The following is an 11,316-nucleotide window of genomic DNA, read 5'->3' as shown; positions in this document are numbered from 1 at the left end:
CTATGTCGGGGCCATGCTGACCATCGCCGATGCCGCGCCCGATTTCACCCTGCCCGGAGTGCATCAGGGCAAGACCAAGAACTATTCCCTGCGCGAGGCCCGTGGCCATTGGCTGGTGCTGTTTTTCTATCCCGCGGATTTTACCTTCGTCTGTCCCACCGAGGTCACGGGCTTCAGCAAGCTGGCCGGCGACTTCAGCAAGGAACGGGCGATGATTTACGGCGTCAGCGTCGACCCCGTCGAAAGCCACCGCTCCTGGGCCAAGGAACTGGGCGGCATTGCCTATCCGCTGCTGAGCGACACGGACAAAAGCGTGAGCCGGGCCTATCAGGTCCTGCATCCCAAGGAAGGCGTCGCGATCCGCGCGACCTACCTCATCGATCCCGAGGGTATCATCCAGTACAGCGCCGCCAGCAACATGAATGTCGGTCGCAGCGTTGAGGAGTCGTTGCGCGTCCTGCGCGCGCTGTGCACGGGCAAGTTATGCCCGGCCGACTGGAAACCCGGTGAGCCCACGGGCGAGCTGCATCACAAGTATTAGTCCCGTGCTGCCAACGGAAGCAAAACGCAAAAAAATCGAATCCAAGGGACGCATCCGCGAATTCGTCTTCGGTATCCAGGACGGCCTGATCAGCACCGTGGGCTTGCTCGCGGGGATGCAGGCGGCCGGGTCTAGCCGGTTCGTGATTCTCATGGCCGGCACCGCCGCGGTGTGTTCCGGCGCGTTTTCCATGGCGGCCGGCGCCTATCTTTCGTCCAAGGCCGAGAAGGAAATCTTCGATCATGAACTGGAGAAGGAAGCCAAGTTCGTTGAGCGTGAGCCGTACCTCGCGCAGGAAGGACTGCTGGATGCTTTGCACCGTGAAGGTCTGACGCGCGAAGCCGGTTACCGCGTCGTCAAGTTGATGCACGAACAGAAGTCCGTGTTCGTCGCCACCTTTCAGGAAAAGGTGCTGGGGCTGGGCAGCGCCGATGTCAACAATCCGGTCAAAGGCGCGCTGGTCATGGCGCTGTCTTTCATCCTCGGGGGCGTGCTGCCGCTCGCGCCTTTCGCCTTCATGCCGCTGCAGTGGGCGCTGGTGAGCGCCGTGCTGCTGACCTGCGCGGCGCTCTTCGGCGTGGGCATGTTCAAGGGCAAACTCTCCGGCCAGTCGCTCGGACGCTCGGGACTGGAATTTCTCTCGATTGCGCTGATCGCCACCGGTCTGGGCTATGCTGTCGGTTTCCTGCTCGAGCGATTTACCGGCACCCCTTTGCCTGTCGGCGGCTGAAACTCGCTATCCGTTATTCGCCGGTCCGGCCGAGATCAGGCGGTTGACTATCAGGCCGTGGAAATAGTCGCTGTCCGACTGAAAGCGCCAACCGAGGTGCACCTGGCAATGGGCGCAGTACGCGATGCGCCAGGCATAACCCCTGAACCAGGTGTACTCCACGGTCGCCTCGCCACTGGGCGCGCAGCCGGCGGCTTCGCGAAAGCAGCCGATGTGATAGCTGATCCCCTGGGGATTAGTGAAGTGGTGTTCGTGACCGCCCTGCACGATGATGCGCTCGTCCTGATGCGTGATGGGCTGACGGCAGGCGGCGCAGAACAGGCGTTTTTCCAGCTTTGGTCTGGCATCCGGCTTGGCTTTGGTTTTTTCTTTGCCGTTCTTTTCGGTAACGGGATCGAATAACAGTAGGGCGGGGACGAGCGCGATGGCCATTACTGCTTGCTCAGGAAAACAGCGTCAGCACCCCGGTGAAGCCATACAACCGGTTGTGCGAGATCTCGCCGTTTGCGAAAAAGCCCACGAGCGGGATATCGCCCAGCTCCTGGCGGATGGTTTTCAGTTCCACCGAGTCCTCGCCGAACATGTGCGCGCCGCGGCCCAGGCAGGAATAATACACGCCGCCCTTGGGCGGACGGCCGAGCCGCTGCTTGATCTCGCGCAGCATGCGCACAAGGTCTTCGAAGGCGGTGCGGATATCGCGCTTGCAGAACATGATGGTATCGCCGGCATTCAGGTATTCGCCGACCGCCAGCAGCTTGTTCTCCGGATCCATGCCCACGAGGTTGCGCACGATGTAGTCGCCGGTGTCCGATCCCTTGATGGGGAAACCAGCAAAGATGTAGCCCGCGGCACGTGACGGATCGCGCGCGAGTATGTCACCCACTTCCTCGTTGAAGACATCCAGCGCCGGACGGTCGTCGATGCGGATGGCGATGTTGTCTCGGCATTCGGTGATCTCGTGTTTCCGGCCGAGCGGAGTACAGCCTTGCGTCAACGCGGTGGCGACCGACACCTGGCCCGAGAACAGCACGCCGGAAACACCGCCTTCGGTCAACCCGCCGGCGATCTGGAAGTTCGGTCCGCGCGAGGACGTCAGCCCGCCCACCAGAAAGCCGTCGCGGATCGCCTCGGCGAGTTCCGCGATGAAACCGGGCGTTTTCGGGTTGCGCGGGTCGCCGTGCACGACCGCGAAGTGCGCATCCGTCTGCTCGCACCAGGCGCGGCTGTCGGCGAATTCCGCGATATCGGATTTGATCGCGGGGAAGATGCGGAACGAATCCGGTGGGAAATCGGCGATCATGACGCTGAGGGCCGGCTGGTCGTTGTATTCCTGCGAGGTGGCGCAGACTGCGACCCCGACGCTTCCCACCCAGTGCAGGATGTCCGTCTGATCCTTGAAGAAGCCGAGAATTTCCGGCAGCTGAGCGGCGAGATGATCGGTAACGTAGAGGAAGCCCAGGTTCGCTTCGGCCGGAATGCTGCCGAGCTGGGCCAGGCAGAGATTCGCGGCCTGCTGCCAGTCCGGGGCGGTTCCATGCGCGACGCGAAACATGTCCATATCAAATCCCTTGAACATCGGTGGGCTTGGGCCACGAAGAAGCGATACTATAGACAATTGACGGGGGTTAGGAACCCGTTTCTCCCAAGTCATGAAATAACAAGGTGAATTTATGTCCCGACTCGCGCCCAAACGCTCGCGCAAGGCCGGCCTCCCGCCCGGCACACCGGTGCACCTCGGTGAGCGCAAGAGCGAAACCACGCGCCTGACCTTGGTGCACTACAACGAGCAGCGCGCCGTCGAGCAGGAGTGTAAGACCGTGCAGGAGTGCCTCGCGCTGCGCGACAGTCCGGGCGTGAGCTGGATCAACGTCACCGGCCTGCACGAGGTGGAGATGCTGGCGCAGTTCGGCGCTGCTTTTAACCTGCATCCGCTGGTGATCGAGGACATCCCCAACACCGACCAGCGACCGAAGCTCGAGGATTACGGCGAATACCTGTACATCGTGATCAAGCGGTTGAGCAACGGCACCCCGGCGAACGAAATCTCGACGGAGCAAATCAGTCTGATCCTGGGGCACAATCTGGTCATTTCGTTTCTGGAGAGCGACAACGGCATTTTCAATGCCATCAAGGAACGCATCCTCGGCAAGCGCGGACGCATATGCAATCTCGGCGCCGATTACCTCGTCTACGCGCTCATGGATACCGTGGTGGACAATTATTTCGCCATCTTCGAAAGTCTCGGCGAACGGATCGAAACCCTGCAGGAGACCATCATCTCCCGGCCGACGCCGGCGTCGCTGCAGACGCTGCACGCGCTCAAGCGCGAGCTGCTGTTCCTGCGCAAATCCATCTGGCCGTTGCGCGAAGTGGTGAGCGGAATGCAGCGCGGCGAATCGACGCTGATCCACAAGGACACCTGGTTTTATTTGCGCGACGTGTACGACCACACCATCCACGTCATCGACACCATCGAGACCTATCGCGACATCCTGGCCAGCATGATGGATATCTATCTTTCGAGCCTTAGCATCCGGTTGAACGAAGTCATGAAAGTGTTGACGATCATTGCCACGATTTTCATGCCGCTGACGTTCATCGTGGGGCTGTACGGCATGAATTTTCACCACATGCCCGAGCTGGGCTGGCGCTGGGGTTATCCGCTGGTGTTGCTGGTGATGGCGGGGATCGCTGCCGGGATGCTGGTATTTTTCCGGCGCAGGAAGTGGATTTAGAAAAGACCTGGCATCTCAGCGCAGGTGGTGGATATCGAGCGCGCAGGTGAACGGCGTGGGGTCTTTGAGCGTGAGTGACAGCGCGTAGGCCGCCGCCGGCTGCATGTTGACGGTGACCATTTCCACGTTGGCGATGCGGCAGGTGGCGCTGAGTTTCGTCAGCCAGGTGTAGTACACCTCATCGATCAGGCGGACCGTCTTGAGATCATAGACCAGACGCTGCGCCTGGTTGTTCTGGAGAAACTCCAGCACCGGTGCGACCAGATCGTCGGCGTTGCTGGGATCGAGTCCCTCGCCAGGCTCCAGCAGCACGTTGCCGTCCCCGATGGGGGTGAGATGGATGCCTTCAGCCATGCCGTCCTGCTCCTGCGATTATTCCTTGGCCTGTTCCGACCACGATTGTCACGTGAAGGTTACTTCCCGGGACGCGAGACCTCAATCTGCAATTGACGGAATGCTTCCTTCAGGCCCTCGGACAGCTTGGAGCGCGTGGTCACGGCGCTGAGGTCGATGTTCAGGCTGGTCAGTGCGCGCGCGATCTCCGGCCGGATGCCGGTCAGGATGGCGGTGGCGCCCATGAGGCCGGTGGCGCGGATCATCTGGATGAGATGATGCGATACCTGGGAGTCGATCGCCATCACCCCGGTGACGTCGATGACCACCACCCGTGCGCGGTCCGATTCGATGCGTTGCAGGAGTTTTTCCATCACAATCATGGTGCGCGATGAGTCGAGCGAGCCGATGATGGGCAGCGTCAGCACGCCGTCCCAGATCTCGGTGATCGGCGTGGAGGTCTTCCGCAGTTCTTCCTGCTGTGCCTGGATGGTCTTTTCCTTGCCTTCCAGGTAGATGTGGAACACGTCGAGGATGATGTCGTTGAAGATGACGCCGAGCAGCAGCAGGATCTCGCGCGTTTTCTCGAAGCTGATCGATTTGTCGGCCTCGAGATTTTCCAGAAACACCCCTTGCAGGAAGTGTACGTAGCGCACGAATTCGTCCATGTCGCCGCCGCGCACCTGAATCTGCTGCGAGAAGTTGGCGAAGAACTGCCGCAGGGCCTTGTATTCCGCTCCGCGCCGGTCCAATTGGTCGCCGGCGTGCAGCAGCATTGTCAGCAACTCGAGAAATTCGAGGCTGTAGTCGTTGATCTCGTTGTTCGAGAGCAGATTCTTGTGACCGAAGATGCTCTGCCCCTGCTTCTCGATAATGGCGGAGATTTTGCCCACGTTCTGCATGAGCTGTTCGATCAGTATCTGATTGGTGGATTTTTCCTGGGGTGTTTCCTTGGCCATGACTATTTCCTCATACTTGGGTTTAAACGAATGGTGAATACGGACCGGTCGTCGTTATGCCGGCCCATGATCTGACCCAGCACCAGGACGATTAATTGCGGGTGCAATCGCCATAAATCCGGGAAAGTGTGCAGGGTGATGCTGCGCCGCAGGCCGTCGGAGGCGGTAATGAGCAGAGCCTGGGGCGGAAACGACAGAGTGGTTGTCTCCGGCGTGCGATGGGCATGGCCCAGCACCCCGGGGGAAAATGAAATCGCCTTTTTTTCGCCGCTGGCGATGAGATAAGCGATCATGTCGCCGACCCCGCAGATCCTGAAAGTCTGCGTGGTGGCGTCAATTTCGCACACCATGCCAACCGCGCCGCGCGTGCCATGGAGCCGCTGGCTCAGGCGCTGCATCAAGCCGTCCACGGGGGTTTCGTCATCGAGAAAATACCCGATGCCCTCGACGACCTCGGCCGCCTCGCGTCCGTGGCCGAGCCCGTCCATGTGCAGCCAGCGGGTTTTGTTGGGGCTGCAACGGACCTGAATCATGTCGCCGTTGAAAGCGCTGTCCTGATAAGCGCGCGTGTGGCCGCCGATCTGGTGCGGCAGCGTGACATCGTGATTGTCTTGATAGAAACGCGACCAGACGGCCGTGCCATGCCAGGGGCAATCTCCGACATTTTCCATCGGAAGACTGTAGATTTCGCTCTCGGAGGAGAGACGGCGGATGGCGCCCAGTCCCTTGCCCATGGTGCCCGCGGTGGTAAAACCGTCTTCCACGGCGGCCTTGATGTTCAGGATGCCCTTGCCGTAGTCGAACGCAAACAAGTCGAGGGCCGGCCTGGGATGATCGGTCTCCCATATCTGCACCAGCCCGTTACCTTCGGCGAATTTGTTCTGGTTCGTCACCATTTCGTTGCACACCAGCTCCATCTGTTCACGTTTCAAATCGTTGAAGCCCATGCGGCGAGACACTGCACGCAGCTTCGACCGCAACAGCACGACACCGCTATCCCCCTTCGCTCCCTGCTCGATCAGCAATTTCATATTTTCCCTTACCGGGTAAAATTCAATTTTTCAGACCGCTTTGATTCGGACCTCACTGATCTCATCGGCGACAAACTGTCCGCGTCCACGGTGCTTGGCTTCATACAGCATTGCATCCGCGCGCCCGACCAGACCCTCGATGCTGTCGGTTTCCTGCATCTGGGTTATTCCGATGCTGACCATGTGTTCCATCAGGCCGAGTACCTTGCCGGCCACGCGTTTCGCAATCGGTATGTCCGAGTACAGAATAATGGCGAACTCATCGCCGCCCATGCGGCAAGGATGGTCCACGTGTTCGCGCACCGAGGCGCGCAGCGAATTGGCAACACGTTTCAGGTACTCGTCGCCGTACTGGTGTCCATGGGTGTCGTTGATGGTCTTGAAGAAGTCGACGTCGAGCAGCATGAGACAGAGCGGCTCGCCCTGGTGCTTGCAGCGGAGGTAGGCCTCGCGCAGGCGCGTGTCGTAACCGCTGCGATTGTACAGTCCCGTCAGTCCGTCAGTCTGGGCGGCGAGAATGGATTTGTTCAACTCGCTCTTCTTCATCTCCAGCAGTGTTTCGAGTTCTTCCATCTCCTGACGAGCGCGCTTCTTGGCATTTTCGAGATCGATGATGATCTGTTCGTTGCGGCGCTTGAGCAGCGTGCTGTCGGCGGATTCGCTGGCATTCTTGAGCTGGGTGGCGAGCGCCGTGACCGTGTCAGTCTCCGGCGGTTGTGACAGTGTCGTCAGCGGTTCGCGCTGGTCTTCCCAGGCGAGGCACAAGGACAGATCGTCCAGCAGCAGACAGGCCTCGACGGGCGTATGCGCACGCACGCAGTCCTCGCGCACACGGCGCAGCAACCCTTCGAGCCGGTTCGCGGCGGAGAAAACATTACCGCCGAGCGCTTCCACGGCGTCCATCGCAAACCGCGCGAGGCGCTGACGGTCGGGCTCGACGATGATGGTTAATGTCAGCAGTGTCTGCATCTTCCTGGCTGATGCTGGCGACCACTTAGCCGCTGGTTTAAAAAAAGGCCTAATTAACTGATTCTCTGTGAGTTTAGTGCATAGGCCGTGCCAGCCCTGGGAAGACAGGCACGCACGGCCCCAAGCCGGAATTCCGGCCTAAATCAGCCTTTTTTCAGGGTCAGGAATAGTGAAGAACACGATCCGTGCCTTGAGGGGGATGGACAGGGGGAATTTAGCCCTACAAAGGGGGTCGCTGGTGGGGTGTTAGCGCCGGCTGCCGAGGATCGAACCCAGGACGCCCCGGATAATACTGCGGCCGATCTGGCTGCCGATCGAGCGGGCGGCGCTTTTGACCATAGCCTCGGCGGCGCCTTCACGGTGGCCGCCACGCGGACCGGTCCCGCCGAGCAGACCATCCAGCAAACCGCCACCGCTTTTTTCGGATGGTGCGGCGGCCGGCGGTGCGGACTGGGCCGCGCGATTTTTGAGACTTTCATAGGCCGATTCACGATCGACGGTTTTCTCGTATTGCCCATTGAGTGCCGAGGCGTTGATGATGGTTCTGCGCTCGGCCGCGCTGATCGGTCCGATCCGGCTCTGCGGCGGATAGACGAAGGCACGCTCCACGACGCACGGGCTGCCTTTTTCATCCAGCATCGAGACCAGCGCTTCGCCCACGCCGAGCTCGGAGATGACGCTTTCAACCTTGAGTTTGGGGTTGGCGCGGAAGGTTTCGGCCGCGGCCTTGACGGCTTTCTGGTCGCGCGGCGTAAAGGCGCGCAGCGCATGCTGGACGCGGTTGCCGAGCTGCCCCAGCACGACATCCGGAATATCGAGCGGATTCTGCGACACGAAGTACACGCCCACGCCCTTGGACCGGATCAGGCGCACGACCTGTTCGATTTTCTCCAGCAGTGCTGGCGGCGCGTCGTTGAACAGCAGGTGCGCCTCGTCGAAGAAAAACACGAGCTTGGGTTTGTCGCGATCGCCGGCCTCGGGCAAGCGCTCGAAGAGTTCCGCCAGCAGCCACAACAGGAGAGTCGCGTATACCTTGGGCGACTGCATCAGTTTATCGGCGGCGAGAATATTGATGATGCCGCGTCCTTGCTCGGTCTGCATCAGGTCGTCGAGATTAAGTGCTGGCTCGCCGAAAAACTTGTCCGCGCCCTGACTTTCAAGCGTGAGCAGCGCGCGCTGGATGGCGCCGATCGAGGCGCTGGAGATGTTGCCGTAGGCGGTGGTGAATTCCTTGGCGTTATCGCCGACGTGCTGCGCCATGGCGCGTAGATCCTTGAGGTCGAGCAGCAACCAGCCGTTGTCGTCGGCGATCCGGAAGATCAGGTTGAGCACGCCTTCCTGGGTTTCGTTCAGATTAAGCAGGCGCCCGAGCAGCAGCGGTCCCATTTCCGAGATCGTGGCGCGTACCGGGTGACCCTGTTCGCCGAATACGTCCCAGAACGTCACCGGAAATACCTGGTACGCGAAACCGTCGGGCTTCAACTGCTTGACGCGCTCTTCCACCTTGGGATTGCCGCCGCCTTTCTGGCTGATGCCGGCCAGGTCGCCTTTCACGTCGGCCATGAACACCGGCACGCCAATGGCGCTGAAACGCTCGGCCATGACCTGCAGCGTGACGGTTTTGCCGGTGCCGGTGGCGCCAGCGATCAGGCCGTGACGGTTGGCCATCTTCGGCAGAAGATAAAGAGGTTCCTTGGCCTTGGCGATGAGTAACGGTTCAGTCATGTTTGGATAAAATCGAGCCCATCACAATATGAAATTAACAACCAGTAGCGCCGGGAAAAACGAAATTGGACAGGATTCACAGGATTAAAACAGGATTAACAGGATTTTTCTATTTCCTAAAATCTTTAATCCTGTGAATCCTGAAGAATCTTATTAATCCTGTCTATTTCTTTTTGTTAGGACTCGTAGATCAGAGTTCCTCAATTCAGGGCCGCCGCGTTCTGCGCGGCGTTCATGGCCACGCCGGTCTGGATCGGGGCGCGCATGTCCGCCAGCACGGCCTCGAGCGCTTCCAGGCAGTACATGACGTTTTTCATATTGGCGCCATAACCCATGAGGCCGATGCGCACGATCTTGCCGGCGAGGCTGCCCATGCCCGCGCCGATTTCAAGGTTGTATTCATTGAGCAGACGGCTGCGCAACACGGCCTCGTCCACGCCCTCCGGGACCACGATGGCGTTCAGCTGTGGCAGGCGCGCGGATTCATGAACGAGGAAGGAGAGCCCCATGGCCTCGATGCCTGAGCGCAAGGCGAGATGCTGATGCCGATGCCGCGCCCAGGAATTTTCCAGACCCTCCTCTTGAAGCATCGCCAACGCCTCATGCAGGCCGTATAAAAGGTTGATCGGTGCGGTGTGGTGATAGACGCGCTTGCCCGAGCCCCAGTATCCCATCACGAGGTTGAGGTCGAAGAACCAGCTTTGCACCTTGGTCTTGCGTTTCTTGATCTTGTCCACCGCGCGGTCGCTGAAGGTGACTGGCGACAGCCCCGGCGCGCACGAAAGGCATTTCTGCGAGCAGGAGTAGACCGCATCGAGGCCCCATTCATCCACTTTCAGCGGGGAGCCCCCGAGCGAGGTCACGGCATCCACGATGGTCAGGCAGTCATGATGATGAGCGATCTCCGTCAGCTTCCTGGCGTCCGATTGCACGCCGGTGGAAGTCTCGGCCTGCACGAAGGCGACGATACTGGCGTCGCGATGGGCCCGGAGCGCGTCCTCAAGCTTGTTCGGGTCCACCGGCGTGCCCCAAGCGTCTTCCACCACGACCGGTACGCCACGCGCGCGCTCGATGTTCTCCTTCATGCGCTCGCCGAAGACGCCGTTCATGCACACGACGACCTTTTCGCCCGGTTCGATGAGATTGACGAAGCAGGCTTCCATGCCGGCCGAGGCGGGCGCGGAGATGGGAATGGTCAGCGCGTTGCTGGTCTGGAAGGCGTACTGCAGCAGCGCCTTGATTTCCTCCATCATGGCGATGAATGCGGGATCGAGGTGGCCGATGGTCGGGCGCGCCATGGCCGTGAGCACGCGCGGGTGCACGTCCGAGGGTCCCGGCCCCATCAAGGTACGGACCGGTGGATTGAAGGATGTATAGCTCAAGCTCGACCTCGATTTTTTATTGAGACCGCGCAGTGTAACAGTAGCCCTGCTCGCTGCGCTCGCTCGTCTTGTCGGATTATACTGGCAACTCCCTGCGGCAAACTGTTCTAGGCGGACTTGGCCATGTAACCCAGGCGCGCCGAAATATCCGCGCCGGCCTTTTTAATGATGGGAATCCAGGATTCGCGGCGACGGTCACGCGGGGCCGAGATCGAAAGTCCCGCAACCATTTTGCCATGAGGGTCATGCAGGGGCACGCCGACGCAGGCAACTCCCTGCTCCGCCTCTTCATTATCCAGGGCGTAACCCTGTTTGTGGGCGTTTTCGATTTGCGCCCAGAGCTTGGTCACCTGGGTGAGGGTATTGGGGGTATAGCGGGGCAGGCCGGTACGGCGCGCGTATTCGCGGCAGGCCTTCTCGCCATCCTCGGAGAGGAACAGTTTGCCCACGGCGGTGACATGCAGGGGCGCGCGACTGCCGATCACCTGTTCCACGCGCATCATGCGGTTGGGAATGGCGCGCTCCACGTACACCACCTCATCGCCTTCGCGCACCGTGAGGTTCACGGACTCGCCGACTTGTGAACGCAGCCATTCCATGATCGGCTTGGCCTCGCGCAGCAGGTCCACTTTTCCATGGACGCGACTGCCGAAGTGCAGGAGCTTCACCCCCAGCATGTACTGGCCGTTGACCGTGCGCTCGACAAGTCCGTGTCCCGTGAGCGCCTTGAGGATGCGGAACGCGGTTGAGGGGTGCAGATGTGTTTCGGCCGACAGGAACTTGAGGCTGGACGGTTCCGGGCGTGCCGCGATGGCATCGAGCAAGGTCGTCACCCGGTCAATCACCTGAATCGAAGATGTGGCGGTTTTTAGCATTTTGCGTATAGTGAAAACGATTATGTATTGTGAAAT

General features: G+C 60.2%; 12 protein-coding genes. 3 read left to right on the top strand and 9 right to left on the bottom strand.

The window, feature by feature from the left end; translation table 11 throughout:
- The first annotated feature begins 13 nt into the window (after nucleotides 1-13).
- Both WB402_RS15690 and WB402_RS15685 read left to right on the top strand, forming a co-directional pair.
- Nucleotides 14-541, top strand: a complete 528-nt coding sequence (locus WB402_RS15690) for a peroxiredoxin (RefSeq protein ID WP_424209529.1) — start codon at nucleotides 14-16, stop codon at nucleotides 539-541.
- 4 nt (nucleotides 542-545) lie between these two features.
- Nucleotides 546-1,271 carry a VIT1/CCC1 transporter family protein gene (locus tag WB402_RS15685; protein WP_424209525.1) on the top strand — a complete coding sequence of 242 codons (726 nt, stop codon included), beginning with the start codon at nucleotides 546-548 and terminating at the stop codon, nucleotides 1,269-1,271.
- Between the two features lie 6 nt (nucleotides 1,272-1,277).
- Here the strand turns inward: WB402_RS15685 and WB402_RS15680 are convergent, their stop codons facing one another.
- Together WB402_RS15680 and WB402_RS15675 are read right to left on the bottom strand one after the other, a co-directional pair.
- Entirely contained in the window at nucleotides 1,278-1,703 is a 426-nt protein-coding gene (locus WB402_RS15680; protein ID WP_424209523.1) for a cereblon family protein, read from the bottom strand.
- Nucleotides 1,704-1,713: 10 nt separating this feature from the next.
- Complete coding sequence (locus WB402_RS15675; RefSeq protein WP_424209521.1) at nucleotides 1,714-2,829, bottom strand: FIST signal transduction protein; 1,116 nt, start codon at nucleotides 2,827-2,829, stop codon at nucleotides 1,714-1,716.
- A gap of 112 nt (nucleotides 2,830-2,941) precedes the next feature.
- On the opposite strand from WB402_RS15675, the gene corA reads away from it, so the two are divergent.
- Nucleotides 2,942-4,006: a magnesium/cobalt transporter CorA gene (corA, locus tag WB402_RS15670; protein ID WP_424209519.1), complete on the top strand. Its 1,065-nt coding sequence runs from the start codon at nucleotides 2,942-2,944 to the stop codon at nucleotides 4,004-4,006.
- A 15-nt stretch (nucleotides 4,007-4,021) separates the two neighbouring features.
- Here the strand turns inward: corA and WB402_RS15665 are convergent, their stop codons facing one another.
- The 7 genes from WB402_RS15665 to WB402_RS15635 all read right to left on the bottom strand — a co-directional run bounded on the left by WB402_RS15665 (nucleotide 4,022) and on the right by WB402_RS15635 (nucleotide 11,280).
- Nucleotides 4,022-4,360: an STAS domain-containing protein gene (locus WB402_RS15665; RefSeq protein WP_424209518.1), complete on the bottom strand. Its 339-nt coding sequence runs from the start codon at nucleotides 4,358-4,360 to the stop codon at nucleotides 4,022-4,024.
- A 59-nt stretch (nucleotides 4,361-4,419) separates the two neighbouring features.
- Entirely contained in the window at nucleotides 4,420-5,298 is an 879-nt protein-coding gene (locus WB402_RS15660) for an STAS domain-containing protein (RefSeq protein ID WP_424209516.1), read from the bottom strand.
- Between the two features lie 2 nt (nucleotides 5,299-5,300).
- Nucleotides 5,301-6,329 carry a SpoIIE family protein phosphatase gene (locus tag WB402_RS15655; protein ID WP_424209514.1) on the bottom strand — a complete coding sequence of 343 codons (1,029 nt, stop codon included), beginning with the start codon at nucleotides 6,327-6,329 and terminating at the stop codon, nucleotides 5,301-5,303.
- Between the two features lie 30 nt (nucleotides 6,330-6,359).
- The gene (locus WB402_RS15650; RefSeq protein WP_424209512.1) at nucleotides 6,360-7,298 is read right to left on the bottom strand and encodes a diguanylate cyclase; all 939 of its coding nucleotides are present in this window, start codon (nucleotides 7,296-7,298) and stop codon (nucleotides 6,360-6,362) included.
- Between the two features lie 246 nt (nucleotides 7,299-7,544).
- Complete coding sequence (locus tag WB402_RS15645; protein WP_424209511.1) at nucleotides 7,545-9,023, bottom strand: helicase HerA-like domain-containing protein; 1,479 nt, start codon at nucleotides 9,021-9,023, stop codon at nucleotides 7,545-7,547.
- Between the two features lie 200 nt (nucleotides 9,024-9,223).
- Entirely contained in the window at nucleotides 9,224-10,405 is a 1,182-nt protein-coding gene (locus WB402_RS15640; RefSeq protein ID WP_424209509.1) for a pyridoxal-phosphate-dependent aminotransferase family protein, read from the bottom strand.
- Nucleotides 10,406-10,512: 107 nt separating this feature from the next.
- The gene (locus tag WB402_RS15635; RefSeq protein ID WP_424209507.1) at nucleotides 10,513-11,280 is read right to left on the bottom strand and encodes an IclR family transcriptional regulator; all 768 of its coding nucleotides are present in this window, start codon (nucleotides 11,278-11,280) and stop codon (nucleotides 10,513-10,515) included.
- Nucleotides 11,281-11,316 lie beyond the last annotated feature (36 nt).

Source organism: Sulfuricaulis sp., from assembly GCF_049587675.1.
Classification (GTDB): domain Bacteria; phylum Pseudomonadota; class Gammaproteobacteria; order Acidiferrobacterales; family Sulfurifustaceae; genus Sulfuricaulis.
Note: the sequence above shows the minus strand (reverse complement) of the source record. Positions and strands in the feature narration are given on the sequence as shown.

Excerpts from the sequence above, each read along its gene's own strand:
- WB402_RS15675 (WP_424209521.1), bottom strand. The coding sequence starts at position 2,829 with ATGGACATGTTTCGCGTCGCGCATGGAACCGCCCCGGACTGGCAGCAG.
- WB402_RS15645 (WP_424209511.1), bottom strand. The coding sequence starts at position 9,023 with ATGACTGAACCGTTACTCATCGCCAAGGCCAAGGAACCTCTTTATCTT.
- WB402_RS15655 (WP_424209514.1), bottom strand. The coding sequence starts at position 6,329 with ATGAAATTGCTGATCGAGCAGGGAGCGAAGGGGGATAGCGGTGTCGTG.
- WB402_RS15665 (WP_424209518.1), bottom strand. The coding sequence starts at position 4,360 with ATGGCTGAAGGCATCCATCTCACCCCCATCGGGGACGGCAACGTGCTG.
- WB402_RS15680 (WP_424209523.1), bottom strand. The coding sequence starts at position 1,703 with ATGGCCATCGCGCTCGTCCCCGCCCTACTGTTATTCGATCCCGTTACC.
- WB402_RS15650 (WP_424209512.1), bottom strand. The coding sequence starts at position 7,298 with ATGCAGACACTGCTGACATTAACCATCATCGTCGAGCCCGACCGTCAG.
- corA (WP_424209519.1), top strand. The coding sequence starts at position 2,942 with ATGTCCCGACTCGCGCCCAAACGCTCGCGCAAGGCCGGCCTCCCGCCC.
- WB402_RS15660 (WP_424209516.1), bottom strand. The coding sequence starts at position 5,298 with ATGGCCAAGGAAACACCCCAGGAAAAATCCACCAATCAGATACTGATC.
- WB402_RS15690 (WP_424209529.1), top strand. The coding sequence starts at position 14 with ATGCTGACCATCGCCGATGCCGCGCCCGATTTCACCCTGCCCGGAGTG.
- WB402_RS15635 (WP_424209507.1), bottom strand. The coding sequence starts at position 11,280 with ATGCTAAAAACCGCCACATCTTCGATTCAGGTGATTGACCGGGTGACG.